The organism is Anabaena sp. CA = ATCC 33047 (assembly GCF_963870205.1).
Lineage (GTDB): Bacteria > Cyanobacteriota > Cyanobacteriia > Cyanobacteriales > Nostocaceae > Trichormus.
Map to the genome: position 1 here is coordinate 163626 of NZ_CAWMSA010000047.1, position 19866 is coordinate 183491.

Annotated in this window: 18 protein-coding genes, 1 pseudogene and 1 riboswitch; of the genes and pseudogenes, 4 read left to right on the forward strand and 15 right to left on the reverse strand. The window is 42.1% G+C overall.

Going from position 1 to position 19866, the window contains the following annotated elements; all coding sequences use genetic code 11:
- Nucleotides 1-131: 131 nt before the first annotated feature.
- The 5 genes and pseudogenes from AACS98_RS16245 to cobG form a co-directional block, all read right to left on the reverse strand.
- Nucleotides 132-482 (reverse strand): hypothetical protein, encoded by a 351-nt coding sequence (locus AACS98_RS16245; protein WP_066381685.1) that lies wholly within the window; start codon nucleotides 480-482, stop codon nucleotides 132-134.
- A gap of 1023 nt (nucleotides 483-1505) precedes the next feature.
- Nucleotides 1506-3227 carry a precorrin-3B C(17)-methyltransferase gene (cobJ, locus tag AACS98_RS16250; RefSeq protein ID WP_066381687.1) on the reverse strand — a complete coding sequence of 574 codons (1722 nt, stop codon included), beginning with the start codon at nucleotides 3225-3227 and terminating at the stop codon, nucleotides 1506-1508.
- A 145-nt stretch (nucleotides 3228-3372) separates the two neighbouring features.
- Entirely contained in the window at nucleotides 3373-4077 is a 705-nt protein-coding gene (locus AACS98_RS16255) for a precorrin-2 C(20)-methyltransferase (protein WP_066381689.1), read from the reverse strand.
- A gap of 2 nt (nucleotides 4078-4079) precedes the next feature.
- The gene (locus AACS98_RS16260) at nucleotides 4080-4706 is read right to left on the reverse strand and encodes a precorrin-8X methylmutase (protein WP_232317162.1); all 627 of its coding nucleotides are present in this window, start codon (nucleotides 4704-4706) and stop codon (nucleotides 4080-4082) included.
- 93 nt (nucleotides 4707-4799) lie between these two features.
- Nucleotides 4800-6203 (reverse strand): annotated as a pseudogene (gene cobG / locus AACS98_RS16265) (precorrin-3B synthase); the annotation flags it as partial.
- Between the two features lie 46 nt (nucleotides 6204-6249).
- A riboswitch (adenosylcobalamin-variant (AdoCbl-variant) riboswitch) is annotated at nucleotides 6250-6342 on the reverse strand.
- Between the two features lie 97 nt (nucleotides 6343-6439).
- On the opposite strand from cobG, the gene AACS98_RS16270 reads away from it, so the two are divergent.
- From AACS98_RS16270 to AACS98_RS16280, 3 genes are all read left to right on the forward strand, one after another.
- Nucleotides 6440-7651, forward strand: coding sequence for a bifunctional cobalt-precorrin-7 (C(5))-methyltransferase/cobalt-precorrin-6B (C(15))-methyltransferase (locus AACS98_RS16270; protein ID WP_066381692.1), 1212 nt, complete (start codon nucleotides 6440-6442; stop codon nucleotides 7649-7651).
- A 34-nt stretch (nucleotides 7652-7685) separates the two neighbouring features.
- Nucleotides 7686-8255 (forward strand): Uma2 family endonuclease, encoded by a 570-nt coding sequence (locus tag AACS98_RS16275; RefSeq protein ID WP_066381694.1) that lies wholly within the window; start codon nucleotides 7686-7688, stop codon nucleotides 8253-8255.
- 164 nt (nucleotides 8256-8419) lie between these two features.
- Complete coding sequence (locus tag AACS98_RS16280) at nucleotides 8420-8611, forward strand: DUF2795 domain-containing protein (RefSeq protein WP_066381696.1); 192 nt, start codon at nucleotides 8420-8422, stop codon at nucleotides 8609-8611.
- A 168-nt stretch (nucleotides 8612-8779) separates the two neighbouring features.
- Here AACS98_RS16280 and AACS98_RS16285 read toward each other — a convergent pair whose 3' ends face one another.
- The 8 genes from AACS98_RS16285 to ppsA all read right to left on the reverse strand — a co-directional run bounded on the left by AACS98_RS16285 (nucleotide 8780) and on the right by ppsA (nucleotide 17496).
- Nucleotides 8780-9532 carry a cobalt-precorrin-6A reductase gene (locus AACS98_RS16285; RefSeq protein ID WP_066381699.1) on the reverse strand — a complete coding sequence of 251 codons (753 nt, stop codon included), beginning with the start codon at nucleotides 9530-9532 and terminating at the stop codon, nucleotides 8780-8782.
- An 83-nt stretch (nucleotides 9533-9615) separates the two neighbouring features.
- Nucleotides 9616-10029: a DUF1636 domain-containing protein gene (locus tag AACS98_RS16290; RefSeq protein WP_066381700.1), complete on the reverse strand. Its 414-nt coding sequence runs from the start codon at nucleotides 10027-10029 to the stop codon at nucleotides 9616-9618.
- A gap of 273 nt (nucleotides 10030-10302) precedes the next feature.
- A complete protein-coding gene (locus tag AACS98_RS16295) occupies nucleotides 10303-10569 on the reverse strand; it encodes a hypothetical protein (RefSeq protein ID WP_066381701.1) in 267 nt (88 codons plus the stop codon).
- 224 nt (nucleotides 10570-10793) lie between these two features.
- A complete protein-coding gene (hemB, locus tag AACS98_RS16300; protein WP_066381708.1) occupies nucleotides 10794-11801 on the reverse strand; it encodes a porphobilinogen synthase in 1008 nt (335 codons plus the stop codon).
- Between the two features lie 86 nt (nucleotides 11802-11887).
- The gene (locus AACS98_RS16305) at nucleotides 11888-12382 is read right to left on the reverse strand and encodes a hypothetical protein (RefSeq protein WP_066381709.1); all 495 of its coding nucleotides are present in this window, start codon (nucleotides 12380-12382) and stop codon (nucleotides 11888-11890) included.
- 463 nt (nucleotides 12383-12845) lie between these two features.
- Nucleotides 12846-14360, reverse strand: a complete 1515-nt coding sequence (locus AACS98_RS16310) for a pyruvate kinase (RefSeq protein WP_066381710.1) — start codon at nucleotides 14358-14360, stop codon at nucleotides 12846-12848.
- A 28-nt stretch (nucleotides 14361-14388) separates the two neighbouring features.
- A complete protein-coding gene (locus AACS98_RS16315) occupies nucleotides 14389-14913 on the reverse strand; it encodes a universal stress protein (RefSeq protein ID WP_066381711.1) in 525 nt (174 codons plus the stop codon).
- Nucleotides 14914-15042: 129 nt separating this feature from the next.
- Nucleotides 15043-17496: a phosphoenolpyruvate synthase gene (ppsA, locus tag AACS98_RS16320; protein WP_066381712.1), complete on the reverse strand. Its 2454-nt coding sequence runs from the start codon at nucleotides 17494-17496 to the stop codon at nucleotides 15043-15045.
- A gap of 409 nt (nucleotides 17497-17905) precedes the next feature.
- Between ppsA and AACS98_RS16325 the strand changes: the two genes are divergently transcribed.
- A complete protein-coding gene (locus tag AACS98_RS16325) occupies nucleotides 17906-18136 on the forward strand; it encodes a hypothetical protein (RefSeq protein WP_066381713.1) in 231 nt (76 codons plus the stop codon).
- Between the two features lie 175 nt (nucleotides 18137-18311).
- Here the strand turns inward: AACS98_RS16325 and AACS98_RS16330 are convergent, their stop codons facing one another.
- Nucleotides 18312-18533 (reverse strand): DUF4327 family protein, encoded by a 222-nt coding sequence (locus tag AACS98_RS16330; protein ID WP_066381715.1) that lies wholly within the window; start codon nucleotides 18531-18533, stop codon nucleotides 18312-18314.
- A gap of 429 nt (nucleotides 18534-18962) precedes the next feature.
- Nucleotides 18963-19832, reverse strand: a complete 870-nt coding sequence (locus tag AACS98_RS16335; RefSeq protein ID WP_066381717.1) for a polyphosphate kinase 2 family protein — start codon at nucleotides 19830-19832, stop codon at nucleotides 18963-18965.
- Between the last annotated feature and the right edge of the window lie 34 nt (nucleotides 19833-19866).

Consider the following 19866-nt stretch of genomic DNA (forward strand, 5'->3'; position numbering starts at 1 on the left):
ATATACCAGTAACTATGACTCTAAAAATGCTGAGGCAGTCGCCATAACAGAGTTAACCTTGATTATGGCGACTGCCTTTGATAGTTTTGGCTATCGATGTTGTGAGCCGTGAAGCGATCGCCCATGGAATACTAATACACCAAAGGTGTCACACCTCGCATTTTACGCAAAGAATTGATACAAGCAGGACAATCACAGCCAAATAAATCAACTGCCATATTGCTTTCTTCTACGTTGAAAGCTAACATCGGAGCATCATCACGAGAAAACTCTACTTCTTGTTGATATTGAGGCACTTGAGCTAATACAGAAGACCTAGTACATACTAAACCCACTTTATGTTTATTTCTAATACAAGATAGTTTATCTGTGGTTCTCGCTTGTGCCTCCACAGCTTGCGCTTGATTTACCATAACAGTCATAGACAGTACAGATGCAATCAAGACAGGGCTAGAGAGTAAGCTAAGTATAAATTTGTTCATGGGTGTTTTGGAAAAGTAATCCTGACTCTTCAGAATAATCCGATTAAATTTTACAAAGCATTTTAATGTCTATCAGGAATATTAACAGAAGCAGGTGAGAAATGGGAAATGGAGCCTCAATTTTTCTCCCTTGTCTCAGGGAAGCACTGAGATGATAATCATCTTCATCATCATCAAACTATGGTTTGGATAGAAAAACTGTATTATTTGTGATTGAGGGCTATTTAGCAAGTAAATATTAAGTAGTGGACTGACACGACTAAAATGATGCACAAAGATAATTCAAGATTTCTTGTGGTGCAGGCAAGATGACCATCCCACAAGAGTTTCCTAATGTACTAAATTAGCTGTGTCAGTCCACTACAATCTCAGGTTTACTTTATAAATAATTTCTGAGCGATCGCCATCTTTCATACATCATTTAAGAACTATTTAGTAATCAATCACGTCATCACCTATATCGTCACCGCTATCAACTACTTCGGTTTACACTTTTCAGCAATAAAAAATGTCTGCCTAAGCAGACATTTATGAGGTTTTCTGTCACTTTGATTGGCTACAATCATGTGTTACACATGATATTTTTATTTTTGAACAATTCCAGTAATAAGACAATATATAAAACTGACACAATTAGACATAAACTATGGAATTATATCTGGATTATTTGGTAATTCTATTATAGAAATATACCGAAAATATGTAATTTTTCAGTGTGATTATAGCTAGGGTAAGGAGTTTATTGAAAATTATCTCAACTATAGTTTGAAAACCGTGAATAATTTCGGACAAAAAACACATTTTTACGTCTGAAGTAAATGATAAACTCCTATCAATTTTGATTTATAAAAGTAGAGGTGGTCAGGTTATCAACCCCAGAAACTCCCAGTTCTGGGGTTTTACTTTATTTACTTAAAAACGTCAAATAAAATTGATATTTATCCGCGATGGATTACCATTTTGTGCATTTTACCTTTCATAACTTGTTGAAAAAAATTTCTTTTGCTAGCATGATAATTGGTCTTAATGATATCGACGGGGCGTATAAACAGAGATACTGCCATCACTGCGTTTAATAGTTTGAGTTTGAGACGAACCAACAAGAATTACAGTCCGCATATCGGCGGTATCTGGTGCTAATTCCTCAAGTGTAATTACCCTCACCCTTTGCCCTGGTCTGCCAACATTCCGCGCCAACACCACGGGCGTAGAAGGTTGTCTGTACTGCAATAAAATATTTTTCGCTGCTGCTAATTGCCAAGTGCGCTCTTTTGATATAGGATTATAAAAAGCCATAATAAAATCTGCTTGGGCTGCTGCGGCAATTCGTTGCTCGATAATTGGCCAAGGCTTTAAGATATCAGACAGAGAGATAGCACAAAAATCATGTCCTAAAGGCGCGCCAACGGTAGCGGCGGCGGCTTGCATGGCGGAAATTCCTGGCGCAACGTGAATGTCTATGCTATCCCATTCGGGTTTATGGTGGTGGTGCAGAACTTCAAACACCGCCGCCGCCATTGCATAAATACCAGGATCACCGGAAGAAACCACCGCTACATAGCGTCCGGTAGCTGCTAAATCGAGTGCCATTGTTGCCCGTGCGATTTCTTCGCGGTTGTCTGACTCATGGCGTTGTTTTCCCACCGCCAGAGAACCGACTAAATCTAGATAAGTTTTGTAACCGACTAAATCAGTTGCCGATTTGAGGATGTCTTTAACTTCTGGTGACATCCATTGTAAACCACCGGGGCCAGTACCAATAATTGCTAATCTTCCCTGTGGTTGACCGATGGTGTTCGAGTCGATGGGTTGGGGAGAAATAGCGATCGCCATCTGAGAAGATGAAGCAGTAAGCAGTTTACCAGATGAATTAGTGGCGGCGAGTGCGACAGCTGCGGCGAGGTGATAACCTTGAGATAACAAACTTTCTAGTTGACTGGTGGTGAAAAAGCGAGTCGGTACACCAAAAGCATCAGCTATCTGGTGAATTGCTGGCTGTGCGGCGATGGTGAGGGGTGCAAATATCCCAGCTATAGATGCAGGTGCAAGTTGAGCCTCGGTGAGTAACTGTTGGATAGAGTCTAGAGTAACAGAATTGTCAGAGATGGCGATCGCCAGATTTTTGGGATGATAAACTAAACAGTTAGCTGTCGTAGTCACACAGCGTTCTGTGACAGTAATAGTTAAATTACCATGAGAGTCAAAGGGTAACTGACTATGACTTAACCAAGGTGCAATTCCTTCTAGTTTTACCTGTTCCCCTGCTAATAAATCAGAGATAAATTTTTTCGCGTCGTCTGGGTTAGCTAAATGATATTCAGGCGGAGGAGATAACAAAGCAGTACGAAACCGAATATCACCTGTAGTAGTAATAGCTGCTTGAGTATCCAACACCTCAGCAATACGCCGTGCTAAATCATTTACCCCATTTAGTCCCCCCAACAGAGGCACAACCGCGCTACCATCTTCAGCCACAGCTAACAGAGGCGGTTCTTGACGTTTATCAGAAATCAGAGGTGCTAAAGTTCTGATGAGAATACCCGCCGCACAAATACCAATTAACGGCGTACCCTCCGCGAACAATTCCCGCAGTGTGTCACCGAAATTAGTAAAGCTAACATCAACCTGTGAGGTGCGCCCTGCTAACCCGTATAGCGTCGCCCCTGGTAAGACGGTGATAATTTTCCGGGCTAGTGCTACACTATTTTGACTTAATACAACAACGGCAGGTGCAACCTTCTTCATGGGAGTTCTTGAACTTTAGAATAGATATCTTAATACAAAACCAAAACTCCGCGTACCTCTGCGCTTACCTCTGCGTGACTCTGCGTTTAAAATACAGGAAAATAATTGAACGCAGATAAACGCAGATAAACGCGGATGAAAAATTTTACAGTCGATTTTTAGTAGGTATGACAATCATCGCAAAATAAGGTACTTCCGCCGGGTTAACTTCATCTAAGGGTATAATTCTCTGCTGTGACATTGTTGCCCGTTCAATATATAATGCCCGTGAAGCTAATCCTAATTGATGCAGGATATCTCGCACTTTGGTAAAATGACGGCCGAGTTTCATAATGGCGGCGGCATCGGTGGTTAGTAGTTGTGAAATTAGTTCTTCTGCTGGCAGTGGCGCAGGTAACACAGTCAGGATATCATTGTAATAGGTGAACGGTACACCCAAAGCCACCGGACAAGCCATTAATGATGATACTCCGGGAACGACTTCCGTTTGGTACTGTTCCGATAAACGTGTGAAGACATACATGAATGAACCGTAAAAAAACGGGTCGCCTTCACACAATACTACTACATCCCGTCCGGCTGCTAAATGTTCGGCGATGGGTGCAATTTCTTGATCGTATATTTCCTTGGCTTTCTCTGGTTCTAAGGCGCGGGGGAGGTGAAAACCTACTTCGATTTGTTCGCCTGTGAGATACTGGGCAACAATTCCCCTGGCTATACTCTCTTTATCGGTGGCTGATTGATACGCCACTACAGGCGCACTACGTAATAACCGCAGGGCTTTTAGTGTCAATAATTCTGGATCTCCTGGCCCTACACCAATACCGTAAAGGCGACCTTTGGCTGTCATGATTATTCTTCCTCCGTTGCCAGGGCGTTAACTGCGGCGGCTGCGATCGCACTCCCTCCCCGCCGTCCATGTAAAGTGATAAATGGCACATTGCGGCTATCTGCTGCTAATGCGGCTTTTGATTCGGCTGCACCCACAAACCCCACGGGAAAACCTAAAATTACCGCCGGTTTAGGCACACCTGCATCTAACATTTCCAGTAATCTAAATAATGCTGTCGGTGCATTGCCAATGGCGACAACTGCGCCTTCTAGATACGGTTTCCATAATTCTAAAGCTGCCGCCGACCTCGTATTACCCAACTTTTGCGCTAGTTGTGGGACTTCTGGCTCATTCAGGGTACAGATAACTCGATTGTTCGCAGGTAAACGTTTTCTGGTCACGCCGTCCGCTACCATGCGACAATCACATAAAATCGGTGCGCCAGCTGCTAATGCTTTTCTCCCCGACTCTACCGCCGTTGGTGAATATCCTAAGTCGGTGACAATATCCGTCATTCCACAGGCATGAATTAGCCTTACAGCAACTTTTGCTACATCTGCTGGGAGTATATCTAGATTGGCTTCGGAGCGAATAATGGCAAAGGAATTACGATAAATTTCATTAGCATCACGGATGTAGTCAGTCATGGAGTTCGGGCGTGAGAATAACTGTTGTAGTTGCACTGGTGCGTAGCGGTTGGTAAATTCTCCGAAAGTTTCCGATGAATTTAAACGTTGGTTTTTATACACGTTTAACATCTGCTCGATGAGGGCGGGTAAGTCGGTAAACAGCACATCATGATAAAGTTCACGACCAAATTTTTGATCACTGTCTCCGTCTCCTACATAAACTTGATAGCGTTCCTCACTCACACCTAGTAAAGCAATATCACTTTTACTATGCTGGGCGCAGGATTTTTCACAGCCGCTCAAGTGAATATTTACCGGATGTTCTAGGTTAACATGAGATTGCAGATACTCTGCTAATGTCAGCGCATGAGTTTTGGTGTCTGTCGCCGCAGATGCACACCCATGTTTACCAGAACAAGCTACTAAGCCACTTTTGATGTTAGTTGCTGAGAAATCTAATTTTAATTCAGTAATTTGTCTTTGAACATCCGTGAGTTTGTCTTGGGGAATGTCTGTTAATAGTACATTCTGCCAAGGGGTAAGTCGCAGTGTTCCACTACCGTATTTTTCGGCTAGGTGGGCTAAACCTCTGAGTTGTTGCGTTTCTAAGCGTCCTAGGGGTAAGACTACGCCGATGTAATATAGTCCTGGTTGGCGTTGGGGATGTATCCCTATGTGGTGATATCGGTTGTTTGATTTCTCTGTGGGGGGGATGGGGTGTTTTCTGGTTAATTTAAATGGTAGTTGTTGCTGGGCTTGTTTTAGGTAGTTCTCTAGTCCTAGTTGGTTGATGATTTGTTTTAGTCTGGGTTTGCGTTGAAAATTTGTTTTAATTGTTTCGCGCAAAGGCGCAGAGGAGGACACTTGCGTGGGCGGCTTTGCCGACTTGAGCAAAGTGTCCGTCGCGCAAAGGGGATAAGAGTTGGTTAGATAGGTGTTGGTTAAGGCGGTGAGAGTTGGTAGGGTTTGTTCTGGTAAGATGATGATTTCTGTTGCGGTGGTTAGGTGGAGGCGGAAGTATGTTGTAGAATTTATGGTGATGGCTTTTAGTGTGATGTCGTTTAGGCGATCGCTCACTGAAATTAAGCCTCCTCCATCAAAACATACGCTAAATTTCGGCGAGAGTTGCGATAATTCGCTATGTTCGGTGATGTATTTGTCCCAGGCTTGCACTAATGGGCGGGTATCGATGATTTCTTGGGGATCAATACCTGCTGTGGGACTTGTCATTATATTCCGAATTTGGTCTACTTCTGGGTTGGTAGAGCCTATTCCTAAGTTTTGCAGGTGTTTTAGGTCTTCTGCTGTTATATCTTGGCGAATTTCTCGGATTTGCAGGTTGGCACGGTTGGTTATGTCTACATACCCACCGCCATATCTATCGGCAATATCTGCGATCGCTTGACTTTGTTTACTATTGATGATTCCACCTGCTATCCTAATACGTGATAGAATTCCATCTTGGGCAGGTGTGGCATAAAATAAACCAGGACAAGGTGTAGTTCCAGACTGCAAGGCTCAAGCTCCTTCCCCGTGCGACGCAGGGAGTAGATGGTAAACTCTTGAGGTTGGCATTCTGACTCAAAAACTTTTTTGGTTTTTATTACAGCTGCGGCACAGTCCCGGAATCTCACCAGAGTTTCCCAATCTCAAGCTTTGCTAGTTTAGCATGAGTCGTGGGGTTTTGAGGGGGAGTTTTTGAAACGCAAAGGAGCGCGGAGGTAAACGCGGAGGGGCGCAAAGAGGAGGTTATGAGGAGGAAGTGGCTTTCTGTTGTGGGTGTTGGTGAGGATGGGTTACAGGGGTTGGGGGCGATCGCTTGTTCTTTGGTGGCTGAGGCTGAGATTATTGTGGGGGGGGAGCGTCATCTGGCTATGTTAGGAAAGGATGACGCACGGGAGAAGTTAGTTTGGTGTTCTCCTATTAGTGGTTCGGTTGAAGCTATTTTGCAGTTTCGCGGTCGGTCGGTTTGTGTGTTGGCTAGTGGTGATCCTTTGTGTTATGGTATTGGTGTGACGCTCTTACGTTGCGTTCCTATCTCGGAAATGACGATTATTCCGGCACCGTCGGCTTTTAGTCTGGCTTGTGCTAGGTTGGGATGGTCTTTGACTGAGGTGGAAACTTTAAGTTTATGCGGTCGTCCTCCGGCTTTGCTTCAGTGTTATATTTATCCGGGGGCGCGGTTGTTGATTTTGAGTGCAGGGAAAAGTACGCCGGGTGTGGTGGCGGAAATTCTGACAAAGCGCGGTTTTGGTAATAGTGTCATCACTGTTTTGGAACGGATGGGCGGTGTTCATGAGAGAATAGTCACAGGAACAGCCGCAAGTTGGCAGGAAACGGATATTGCAGATTTAAATGCGATCGCTGTCCATTGTATTGCTGATGCTGGGGTTTTACCTTTATCTAGATTACCAGGTTTACCAGATGAAGCTTATCATCATGATGGACAGCTAACTAAACGGGAAGTGAGGGCGGTGACTCTCTCTAGTTTAGCACCGACACCTGGACAATTACTTTGGGATGTGGGGGCTGGTTGTGGTTCGATATCTATAGAATGGATGCGGACTCATCCCCGATGTCAAGCGATCGCTATTGAACAAAATTCCACTAGGCTACAATATATTGCTGATAATGCCACAGCTTTGGGTACTCCCAACTTAAAAATTATCGCTGGAAAGTCACCCTCAGCCCTGAAAGATTTACCCACACCAGACGCTATCTTCATTGGTGGTGGAGTCACAGCCGATGGTTTATTTGATATTTGTTGGCAAGCATTACGCCCAGGTGGACGTTTAGTTGCTAACGTTGTCACTATCGAAGGTGAGCAGACATTATTTCAATGGTATCAGAAAGTGGGCGGCAGTTTCACCCGTATTGCTATTCAACGGGCTGAACCCATTGGGAAATTTTTAGGTTGGCGGGCAATGGCTCCTGTTACACAATGGATAGTAGTCAAAGATTAATTCAAGTGCTTTCATTTTGAATTTTAACTTAACTATGATTGCTTCCCCCCAAGAAAACTACCTGACTCCTGAAGAATACCTCCAAATGGAGGAGGAAAGCTCTATCAAACACGAATACATCAATGGCTACATCTACGCAATGGCGGGAGCCAGCGACTCTCATGTTACCATTGCTCTCAACCTTGCTATACTTCTTCGTAGCCATGTACGCGGTTCTGGTTGTCGTGTTTACATCTCTGACATGAAAGCCCGAATTGAGTCGCTAAATCGATACTACTATCCTGATGTTATGGTAACTTGTGACCAAAGAGATGAGGAAACATCTGTTTATAAGAGATTTCCCTGTTTAATTGTGGAAGTTTTATCTGATTCTACTGAAGCTTTTGATAGAGGTGATAAATTCGCTGATTATCAAGAAATTGTTACCCTACAAGAATACGTTTTAATCAATACTAAACGTCAGCGAGTTGAATGTTTTAGACGCAATGAACAAGGCTTGTGGGTTTTGCAAACTTATACATTGCAAAACAATTTTTTCCAACTCAACAGTATTAATTTTGAGGGGAAAATGGCTGAGATTTACGAGGATGTAGTTTTTCAATAATGCTGAGATTGCTATTAATTATTAGTTGATAATTTACCAAAATGAATATATAGAAAAGCACAAATATTTAGAAGTTAAAGTTATATCTCTCGGTAGATAATAATAGAGAGTAATTGCCAATAGCCTAGATGTATAAAACAAGCAAATTACATAGAGGTTAAGTCATGGCTGTATCTGCGGTAGATATTTCTAGAAATCTCAGTGGCATGGATTTTCCAGGAAATAAACAAGATTTAATCAATCATGCCAGACAGAAAAATGCTAGTCAGGAGATAATCGAAACCCTGCAAAAAATGCCAGAACGGGAATATAACAATATGGCAGACGTAGAACAAGCGTTTGGAGAAGTTAGATAATTTTTGCATGAGTTAGTGTCTTGCTTGGTTAATTCATTCAGCAATTTTCTGACTGTGGCACAATCTTAGACACAATTTATCAGACAGTCCCGTTCTGAAACATCATCATGTTCTTCCTGATTATTTAATTTCCACCTAGGAAGAACATGGACTATTTAATCTGATTATTTATTTTTGACTGTGTAGTTGTTCAAGTAGCCAAGCCACCGCAGTATCAACATCTGCTACTTGTTCACCGGGTGGTGTGACAGGACGTTGAATTATTACTACTGGGATATTCAAATCCCGCGCTGCAATAATTTTGGCGTAGGTGGCATTGCCGCCGCTATTTTTACTGACGATAGTATCAATATGGTGTTGAACTAAAATTTCCCGTTCATTATCTAATGAAAAGGGGCCGCGATCGCACAATATCATCCCCGGTGGTACTAAAGCATCAGCCGCCGGCGGGTCAATCATCCGCATCAAAAACCAAATATCTTTAAGATGGGCAAAAGCCGCTAATTCTTGCCTACCAACCGTTAAAAATACCCGTTTGGCTTGGTTTTCTAAAACAGATGCGGCGGAGACATGACTATCAACTTCAATCCAGCGATCACCAGCTACCTGTTCCCAAGCCGGACGAATTAACATTAATCTGGGTATCCCTACTTCCTGTGCAGCCGTCGCCGCATTCCAGGTAATCTGATTAGCAAAGGGATGAGTCGCATCTATGAGGACATCAACTTGCATCTGACGTAAATACTCAGCCAGTCCAGACGCACCACCAAACCCACCAACCCGCACATTACCAGCCGGGAGAGTAGGATCACGAGTGCGCCCCGCTAAAGATGCTATCACTTCCATACCCGGAATAGTAGCAACTCTAGCAACCAATTGTGCTGCATCTCCAGTACCACCCAGAATTAAAACACGCAACATTAGTTATTAGTCATTAGTTATTAGTCATTAGTTATTAGTCATTAGTTATTCTCCCTCATCTCCCTCATCTTCCTCATCTCCCTCTACTCCCCTTTTCCCATACCTAAAGCCGGAATTCTCGCCAAAATGCCTTTCTTTAAAGGTTCAGGACGTTCTGACCAAGGTAGTAACCCATCAGACTTAGCATAATATTTACTAGCACATTCCAAAACCGCAGAGGCACAGTCATCTACAGTCAAATCACCAAACATATAAGTCAACTTACCAGCACCAGCAAAAGCCACCACACAGGAACGGTTGCAAGCACTCATACATTCAACAGCTTCGATAGGAAACTCATCTCGTAATTCCCAACTTTGCGCCAACTCCTGCAACTGACGTAAAAGTTTTTCGCCACCACTTTCACCGACACGCTTACCATCTTGCCAAACACTAGCACAGGTTTTACAAACAAATAACCGATGAGAAACAGTATCCAGAGAATCGCCAGTAATCATCCATACCTCGCAGATGTATAGAAAAATTAATTATACCTTCACCCACACACTCAAAAAAACTCCGCGTTCCTCCGCGTTTACCTCCGCGCCCCTCCGCGTTTAAAAAAATACCAAGGGTAGAAAACCTCTACCCTGAAAATTCCATAAATCACAGAACGACCGCACATAACCTAGCTGTGTGCGGTCGTATTGTCAAGAATACTTGTCAGGCAAGAATTTTATTCACTGGTAAAGTTAAGTGCCGTTACTATCCCATCTCTTGACTGAGGTGACTTAATATCCCCCTGTACCACCGCCAGTTCTTCCAGTATATGGGTAGTAGTAGTAGCCACCGCAATAATAGTACGGTGGGCATTGACTGCCTCCTGAAGGTTGTCCGGTTGGGGGTTGTCCTCCGGGGAATTGTCCGGTTGGGGGTTGTCCTCCGGGGAATTGTCCGGTTGGGGGTTGTCCTCCGGGGAATTGTCCGGCTGATAGCAACTGTTGTTGCTCATTAGATAATTCTATCAGTAGCTCAGGTTGGTTGATTTTAACTGACATAATTGTTTACCTCACTTACGTAATTAGGTAAAAGTTACCTAATGTTTTAAATGCTAAGAATCGTTTGTCAGAAATTCATAAATCTAAAGGTAGAATCAGATTATGCCTTGACGGCCACAAGAAGTAATTTTTCGGTGATTAGCCCTATACCATCAGACTTACATAGATTATTTTTGACAAGTAAAATTCTTCGTGGGTAGAAAACCTCTACCCTGAAAACTACCTCAAACCAACATCAAAGCCACATCCTTAGCAAAATACGTCAAAATCAAATCAGCACCAGCACGTTTCATACTGGTTAAACTTTCCAGAATAACTTTTTTCTCATCAATCCAACCATGCTGTGCGGCCGCCTTAATCATGGCATACTCCCCACTCACATTATAAGCTGCTACAGGCAGATGCGTATATTCACGTATTTGATGGATAATATCAAGATAAGCTAAAGCAGGTTTCACCATCACAATATCTGCACCTTCAGCAATATCTAATTCCACTTCTTTGATAGCTTCTCTAGCGTTAGCTGCATCCATTTGATAAGTCTTTTTATCCCCAAATTTGGGGGCAGAATCTAAAGCATCACGGAAGGGGCCATAATAAGCCGAAGCGTACTTAGCAGAATATGCGAGAATCCCTACATCATAATAGCCGGCAGCATCCAAAGCGCGACGAATTGCCCCGACTCTACCATCCATCATATCGGAAGGTGCAACCAAATCAGCCCCGGCTGCTGCTTGGGAAAGTGCCATTTTTACCAACACTTCTACAGTCGGGTCATTTAAAATAATACCCTTGTCATCGACTAAACCATCATGACCGTGAGTGGTGAAGGGATCAAGGGCAACATCTGTAATAACGACGATTTCGGGAACTGTTTGTTTAATAGCTTTGACAGTACGCTGTACCAGTCCGTCTGGGTTATGGCTTTCTGTGCCTGTGTCATCTTTGAGATGTTCTGAGATGACAGGGAAAAGTGCGATCGCATTAATTCCCAAATCAAAAGCTTGTTGTACTTCTGACAGTAATAAATCCAGGGAATAGCGATAACACCCAGGCATCGAAGCAATTTCAACTTTTTGCTGTTCTCCCTCCATGACGAATAGTGGATAAATCAAGTCATTCACAGTCAGCGTTGTTTCTTGCACCATACGCCGTAAAGCAGTTGTACGGCGCAAACGACGGGGACGATAAATTAATCTGTCGGTTTTAACTTGAGAATCTTCAACTGTCATCGTGCAAATCTTTATGAGATTGATAATGATTATCATCTCATAAAAGCCAAGTCAGTATGATGTCGTGATCAGCCTGTCAAAGTTTGTTAAAATCGCAAGCCTACACCACCTTGAACAGAAACAGCCGTACCACCGCCATTACGGTAAGCATCAAAAGCGATAATGGCGTTACCAAAAAACACGGTATTACTGTTAGGCACAGCGTAATCAATACCTGGCTGTAAGGCAAAACTCATTTTGTTACCTACAGGAGAAGCACTTTCACCACCAGTTAATACTAAACCTGCGCCTAAGTAAGCATCAGTTTGCCAATTCAGAGGAATGTCATAGGATACTGTGGGGACAACTGCTGTATTCTGACCGATTAAAGCTTGAGCGCGAAAAGAAATTGGTGCTTCTAAAAGTTTGTAGCGAAAAGCCAACACCCCACCTACTTGAATACCATCAGTCATACCGACAGTAGGGCCAATACCTACATAACTACCATAGGCTACTTGAGCTTGGGCTGGGCGAGTGTTAATAGCTAAACTCAAGATTGAACTTGTTGCCACAGCAGCAACTAAATGAGGTATAAACTTCATCACCTGACTGACTCCTCACTCCGTCTTTAATGAAACAAGTTTAGCATTCGGTGTGGGAAGTCCCTCAGTAAACTGGTGAGCTTCTACCAACAGACTGAGGAATTTAAAAAATCTGCCAAAATGGCAACTACAATCAAATTTTCTCAGTTAAGTTATATAGAAGATAAACGACTTCCAAGATGTGGTTGTCAGGGGCTACCAAGTTATCCACATCTTTTTATCAAACATGATTTAGTAAATACAATTATGTAGAATTCATTGGCAATTTAAACAATTAAACTTGGCATTTGCCACAACAGGGATGACTTTGTATTGGTTTTGTCATTAACCTCCTATTAGCCCCCCAAAATAAATGACAAAAACTATACAAGTGCCTAACCGCTACAGTGGCAAATGGCAGAGTGGGAGATGAAAGCGATTGATATGCTTTCTCCCACTCTTTTTTTATCTTTAGGCTAAATATTCACCAGGAATGCAAGGCGCGTAATTGTGGAGTTTTCTTAACTTGATGTGCTTGCATTCTCGTCAGCACATCGTCTAAAATTTCGACGGCATCAACGATATAAGCTCCTTTATTTAACATCACACATTCTGCCCGTTCTGCCATTGCTGCATCTGTCATTTCTGCTCGTGATGGCATACCATTTTTCACGAGGTTTTCTAAGACTTGGGTAGCCCAAATTACGGGGACATGGGCAGCTTCACATAGCCATAGAATTTCTTCTTGAATTTCTGCTAGACGTTGGTAGCCAATTTCAACGGCTAAGTCTCCTCTAGCAATCATAATTCCAAAGGGTTGTTTACCTGCGGCTTGCACTATTAATTCTGGGAGGTTGGTGACAGCTAGGGGTGTTTCTATTTTGGCAACAATCGCCGGTATAGGTGCATTTTTTGGTAATCTAGCCTCTAACTCTCCTTGCAAAATCTCAATATCCTCTGGTTTCTGCACAAAAGAATAGCCGATAATATCAATATTATCGGCGTTAGCAGTTATAAAATCTAAATCTTGTCGATCTTTATCAGTTAATGGACTAAGATTTAAATCTGTGTAAGGAAAGTTAATACCTTTATCGGGACGGAGTTTTTCACCTTTGGGGCGTGTATGGGTAATTTTTAACCATACTCCTTCCGGTGCGATCGCCTCTACAACTGCACCAATATGACCATCGTCAATCCATACTGTAGCACCAACTTCTAGCCGTTCTAATACTTCCGGTAATGTACAGTTTGCCTGGAAACAAACCGAGTCAATGGTAGTTGGTAAATCACGGGTAAGTAACAAAGACTCACCTCGGTAAATACGTTGTTTAGCTTGGGGTGCAATGGCGTATTGCAGGCGAATTTTAGGCCCGCTTAAATCCATGAAGATTTTGCAAGGACGACCCATTTCTGATTGTGCTAAACGTACATGATCAATCATCGCTGACCATTCTTTCGATGTATCATGGGCGCAGTTAATTCTGACACAATCTGTACCGCAATGGATGAGATTTCTGACAAAATCATAATTGCTGGCGGCTTGTGTGGGCAATGTCACCATGATTCTTACCCGGCGATGACTTAAGGTTTTGCCGAATAACTCCTCAGTGTTCTGCTTGAGTAAGCGATCGCCTTCAAAAAATGCTTCTACAGGTGGATGACTATCCGATTGCTCATGACAAACGGCGGCTAAAGTTGCAATCACCGCATCTAAATTAGCCATGACTCTGGCTTCAATTCTTCCCAAAGAAGATACACCCCAAGGCATTAAAGCAGCTTGTAAAGGTCTTAAATCATGTCGTCGCAATGCTAAGTAGTAAGCTAAGTTCAGACTGCTATCAATAAAAGCTGGGCGTTGAATATGCGATCGCCATTCTTGAAAAAGTGCCTGACCTTCTTGATACACTGATTGACGCAGTTCTCGCAAATGAGCCAGTAAAGTTTGAGGATGTGATAACTCTGTGGCTAAATATGGAGGTTGTAAGTTAGTGGATGACATAACAATTAAAAATTAAGACATCAATTGTTTAATTAACTGTGGGTGTGTCCACAGAAGTTGGTGTATTTTCCGGAATTTTGCCTTGAACTGTTAACACAGAACAGGGTGCATGATGTAAGACATAATTACTCACACTACCCAGGAAAAATTCACTTAATCCACTGAGTCCCCGACGACCTAAAACAATTAATTCCGCATTCCAACTGCGAGCAATTTGACAGATAATCCGGCTAGGTTCGCCTAATTCTTGGGTGAAATCAGATGTTATCCCTTTAGCGATCGCCTGATTATTTAATAATGTTAAAAACTCAATTCCTGCCAGCTTTAAAGTTTCCCATTGATTGACATAATATTCCACCTTATCAGCCTGATAATCGTCATAGACACTGTATGTTTCCATTGCGGAAGAGTTAAGATAATCTTCCTCAAAAGGAGAAATAACGTGTAACAACAACAATTCTGCATGAGTTGCTGTGGCTAAAGTCAGAGCGTGGTCAAAAACCTGTTGACCAACTTCATTGTTGTTCAGAGCAACTAAAATTCTGTTAAACATAGTGTAGTCATTAGTTATTAGTCGTTAGTCATTAGTCAGTAGGGGCGGGTTTACCAGATAATCTGTAGAGCCATCATAATTCTGAGTAAACCCGCCCGTACATTAGTCATCAGAAAAATGGGTCTGATGTTAATTACCCTGTTCGGCGGCGGCGATTTCTAACATGGTTTTGAGGACAGAATCAGGGTTAAGACTAATAGAATCAATCCCTAGTTCGACTAAGAAACGGGCAAATTCTGGGTAATCACTAGGTGCTTGACCGCAAATACCAATTTTACGTCCATATTCTTTGACAGTGGCGATCGCTTTCCCTATCATCCTCTTAACAGCTTCATCTCGTTCATCAAATAAATGGGCGACTAATTCCGAATCTCGGTCTAGTCCGAGTGTCAACTGTGTCAGGTCATTAGAACCAATCGAGAACCCATCAAAGACTTGACAAAATTCGTCGGCTAACTGCACGTTACTGGGTAACTCACACATAACGTAGACTTGTAAGCCATTTTTTCCCCGCACTAAACCATGTTGTTCCATCTCAGCTAACACCCGTCGCCCTTCGTTGGGGGTACGACAGAAAGGAATCATTAAAATTACATTGGTTAAACCCATCTCATCCCGTACCCGCTTCATGGCTTGACACTCTAGGGCGAAACCTTCACGGTAACGAGGATCATAATAGCGAGAAGCACCACGCCAGCCAATCATCGGGTTTTCTTCTTGGGGTTCAAATTGCTTACCACCCAACAAATTGGCGTATTCGTTACTCTTGAAGTCAGAGAGGCGCACAATTACAGGTTTGGGATAGAAAGCTGCGGCGATAGTAGCAATACCTTGGGCGAGTTTATCTACAAAGAATTGGGCTTTATCTGCGTATTGGGCGGTTAACTCGGCGATTTTGTATTTCGCCAATTCGTCATCTAACTCATCAAAATGAATCAATGCTAGGGGGTGGGCTTTGATGTGGTTGTTAATGATAAATTCCATCCGTGCCAAACCCACACCATCATTCGGAATATTAGTTAAGCCAAAAGCTTCTTCAGGGTTGCCCAAATTCATCATAATTTGGGTGTGGGTGCGGGGCAATTTCTCCAGGGGAACTTCATTAATTTCGTAAGCTAATAAACCCGGATAAACTTTACCTGTTTCCCCTTCCGCACAGCTAATTGTGATTTCTTGACCTGTTTTTAAAACTGTGGTTGCATTACCGCATCCCACTATCGCCGGAATTCCTAACTCTCTGGCAATAATCGCCGCGTGACAAGTTCTACCGCCGGAGTTAGTGACAATTGCACTGGCACGTTTCATAATGGGTTCCCAGTCTGGGTCTGTGCGGTTGGTGACTAACACTTCACCGGGTTGAAACTGACCAATTTGATGCACATCAAGAATAACTCTGGCTTTACCTTGTCCGATCATTTCCCCAACGCTACGACCAATTACCACAGGTTTGGGTTGTTCTTCAAGTTTCCCTTGTAATCGATAGTTACGCAGTACGTTTTTAGTTTTCTGAGATTGCACTGTTTCAGGACGGGCTTGTACTATAAATAATTCATTAGTCAAGCCGTCTTTAGCCCATTCAATATCCATTGGTGTGTAGACACCACGGACTTGAGAATAATGTTCTTCAATTATGCAAGCCCAGTTACCCAATTGTAAAATTTCGTCGTCGTTGAGGGCGAAAACATGACGTTCTGAAGGTGCAACAGCAACATTTTTCGTCAATTTTGAGCCACCTAGGTCATAAACCATTTTAATTTCTTTGCTGCCGAGGCGTTTTTCAATAATTGAACGGTATCCTTGTTGCAGTGTGGGTTTAAAAACTAAATATTCGTCGGGGTTAACTGCGCCTTGAACCACGTTCTCACCTAAGCCATAGGCGGCGGTAATCAAAGCCGCATCTTTAAAACCTGTTTCGGTGTCGATGGAGAACATCACGCCAGAGGTAGCTAAGTCAGAACGTACCATTTTCTGCACGCCGACGGATAGGGCTATGTTAAAATGGTCAAAGCCTTTGATTTGGCGGTAGGAAATAGCGCGGTCAGTAAAGATAGACGCAAAGCATTTATGGCAGGATTCCAGAACAGCTTGCAAGCCGTGGACGTTTAAGTAGGTTTCTTGTTGTCCGGCAAAGCTAGCATCGGGTAAGTCTTCGGCGGTAGCACTAGAACGTACAGCCACATCGGTATCTGCACCATACTCTTGACACAGCTTTTCATAAGCAGCTGCGATCGCATCCTGTAAGTCTTGCGGAAATGGCGTTTGCAGCATTAACAATCTTGCTTGCTTACCACACTGGCGCAGATTGTTCACATCTTCGACATCTAAATTTGCAAAAATATCTCTTAGTTGTTTTTCTATACCTGCGGCTGAAATGAAATATCTATAAGCATAAGCAGTTGTAGCGAATCCAGTCGGAACTTTTACGCCTTTGCGTCGTAGTTGCTGAATCATTTCCCCCAAAGAAGCATTTTTCCCCCCAACTAAGGGTATGTCTGCAATCCCGACTTGGTTGAAATGTAATACTAAAGCTTGTTCTCTGGAAAATGAATTGTCCGTTGGTCGATTTAGCAAGATGTTAACCATGTTTGATATCCCCAATAACATTAAGAGATACTTAAGAAAATGTAGTCAAATGAACTACTCCTAAGCCTCACACCTATGTTTATAGGAAGATATTTTGAGGATCTTGTGAGGATATTAGTCATTAGTCATTAGTCATTAGTTATTGGTGATTGGACATTGGGGATCGATGCACTAGATTTTCCCCCCTGCTTCCTCCGCTCCCTCCGCTTCTCCTGAGTCCCCTTTTGTGAGTGAACACTTCTAATTTAATGTACAAAAATTACGAACTATTGCGTATGATGTTTTTCCTCACAGAATCCTCATAATTTATTACTATTCTGAAAGTAGAAATAAGTTTTTTATAGTTCTATTTTTTCAATTCACTTTTTTATTTTTCGATAAATACTGTTTTCAAAGAGGATATACGGTTATGATTAGCTGCCCATGTTGTTCTGGTTTACTGTTACCACATATCCGTGGTTCTGAAGTTCATTGGTTTTGTCGCCACTGTTGGCAAGATATGCCAGTCTACAGTATGGAAACTCCTGGTTCCTTAGTTGAGATCATTGTTGCAAAACTCTCTCGTGGTTTTGAGCCGCGAGAACCGGCTGCGACTGTTGAATATATCGAATCGCATGAACTCCAAGATGTGCCACTATAGAGCGATCGCCTGTAAACATGACAATATCCCCCTCCATAAACTAGCGCATTTGTCAACTACTTTTACCTCTGATCTCAAACCCTCGAATTAGTTCGAGGGTTGTTGTTTTTGTGAGAATTTTAGATTGTGATTGTTCAAGAATGGCATTTATGGGGATCAAGGTTAAATGAGAGATTTAGTCTTCTTCCCATCTTTCATGGCTCAACAAGTCAATAATTCTATCTCTGAGCAAAAATTCATTTTTTTCCAATTCCAACTCAAACAATGGCCATTCACGCTCAGAAATGTATTTACATAGAGTATAAATTGGCTGTTGACGGTTAACTAGCCCTTTGGAGACGAGTTGACGTGCTTCATCCTTGATAACCTCAATATCGTATTTGACAGCAGTATCCATAGCTCGTTCCTTCTTATTTCATCAAGGAATAAAGAGTTAAAACAACAAATGTTTTGACTCCACTTTAAACTTATCAAAAAAATTGGTCGAAATTGTGAAGACTCTAAAGATTAAAGCCTATTTATCTAAGTTTGTTTTCAGCCTTTAGATAGACTCATTATTGACGAATTTGTGCATTATGTATATATGAGTTTGACTTAAATTATACCATTTATTTAACTACTGAATATGAGTGATAAATATTCCTGTAGAGTATATTAATCTCTCTTGTGGTTGAATCAGCTTTGATGTAGGAAATACAGTTAAGGTGGGCTATACTTGACATCGTGTCAGATGAAAGAACTTGATATAAGTAGGGGAAGAAAAATTCATGACTAATGATTAATGACTAATGACTAATGACTAATGACTAATGACTAATGACTACAGCTATTCTTCCTGCTCTAAAATATACTTAGCTTGCAAAAGTTCTTGCTTATATGCTTCACTAACTGTAGGGTATTGCAGATTTAGTTCTTTGAGCTTTGAGCAGATAATATCAGCCACAACTAAACGTGTATACCATTTGTGATCAGCAGGGATAATATACCAAGGAGCGTGTTCAGTGCTGGTGTGATGAAAAACTTCTTCATAAGCTTTCATGTACTCATCCCAGAAAGCTCTTTCGCGGACATCATTTACAGAAAATTTCCAATGTTTTTCCGGGGATTCAATTCTTTGTAAAAACCGCTTTTTTTGTTCCGACTTGGAAACATTCAGAAAAAATTTTAAGACGATAATTCCATTATGGACTAGATATTTTTCAAAATTATTGATTTCGTGGAAACGTTGTTTCCATATCTGATTACCTTTGGGATGATGGGGTAATTGTTGGTTAAGTAAAATTTCTGGATGCACCCGAACTACTAAAACTTCTTCATAGTAGGAACGGTTGAAGATGCCAATACGTCCCCTTTCTGGCAAGGATTTCATGGTTCGCCAGAGATAATCATGATCTAATTCTTCTGCACTGGGGGATTTAAAACTAAATACCTGAAAACCTTGGGGATTCACACCAGACATAACGTGTTTAATGGTGCTATCTTTGCCAGCCGCATCCATTGCTTGAAAGATAATCAGCAAGGCGTAGGTATTTTGAGCATAAAGAACATCTTGATATTCTGCTAGTTTTTCAATATTGGCTTGTAATTTTTTCACCGCCTCAGCTTTATCATGATAAGCATCATGGTAAGCTGGGTCATAATGTTTTAATAGAGAAACTTTTGACCCGGCTGGAAAAATAAAATCATCATGTTTCATTAAAATTAAAAACCTGTAAATTACGATGAATGGC

Coding starts and splice junctions, on each gene's coding strand:
- AACS98_RS16295 (WP_066381701.1), bottom strand. CDS start 10,569: ATGTCAGTTAAAATCAACCAACCTGAGCTACTGATAGAATTATCTAAT.
- AACS98_RS16305 (WP_066381709.1), bottom strand. CDS start 12,382: ATGAAGTTTATACCTCATTTAGTTGCTGCTGTGGCAACAAGTTCAATC.
- AACS98_RS16245 (WP_066381685.1), bottom strand. CDS start 482: ATGAACAAATTTATACTTAGCTTACTCTCTAGCCCTGTCTTGATTGCA.
- cobJ (WP_066381687.1), bottom strand. CDS start 3,227: ATGAAGAAGGTTGCACCTGCCGTTGTTGTATTAAGTCAAAATAGTGTA.
- AACS98_RS16270 (WP_066381692.1), top strand. CDS start 6,440: ATGAGGAGGAAGTGGCTTTCTGTTGTGGGTGTTGGTGAGGATGGGTTA.
- AACS98_RS16310 (WP_066381710.1), bottom strand. CDS start 14,360: ATGTCATCCACTAACTTACAACCTCCATATTTAGCCACAGAGTTATCA.
- AACS98_RS16280 (WP_066381696.1), top strand. CDS start 8,420: ATGGCTGTATCTGCGGTAGATATTTCTAGAAATCTCAGTGGCATGGAT.
- AACS98_RS16315 (WP_066381711.1), bottom strand. CDS start 14,913: ATGTTTAACAGAATTTTAGTTGCTCTGAACAACAATGAAGTTGGTCAA.
- AACS98_RS16330 (WP_066381715.1), bottom strand. CDS start 18,533: ATGGATACTGCTGTCAAATACGATATTGAGGTTATCAAGGATGAAGCA.
- hemB (WP_066381708.1), bottom strand. CDS start 11,801: ATGACAGTTGAAGATTCTCAAGTTAAAACCGACAGATTAATTTATCGT.
- AACS98_RS16290 (WP_066381700.1), bottom strand. CDS start 10,029: ATGATTACTGGCGATTCTCTGGATACTGTTTCTCATCGGTTATTTGTT.
- AACS98_RS16325 (WP_066381713.1), top strand. CDS start 17,906: ATGATTAGCTGCCCATGTTGTTCTGGTTTACTGTTACCACATATCCGT.
- AACS98_RS16275 (WP_066381694.1), top strand. CDS start 7,686: ATGATTGCTTCCCCCCAAGAAAACTACCTGACTCCTGAAGAATACCTC.
- ppsA (WP_066381712.1), bottom strand. CDS start 17,496: ATGGTTAACATCTTGCTAAATCGACCAACGGACAATTCATTTTCCAGA.
- AACS98_RS16260 (WP_232317162.1), bottom strand. CDS start 4,706: ATGACTGACTACATCCGTGATGCTAATGAAATTTATCGTAATTCCTTT.
- AACS98_RS16285 (WP_066381699.1), bottom strand. CDS start 9,532: ATGTTGCGTGTTTTAATTCTGGGTGGTACTGGAGATGCAGCACAATTG.
- AACS98_RS16335 (WP_066381717.1), bottom strand. CDS start 19,832: ATGAAACATGATGATTTTATTTTTCCAGCCGGGTCAAAAGTTTCTCTA.
- AACS98_RS16255 (WP_066381689.1), bottom strand. CDS start 4,077: ATGACAGCCAAAGGTCGCCTTTACGGTATTGGTGTAGGGCCAGGAGAT.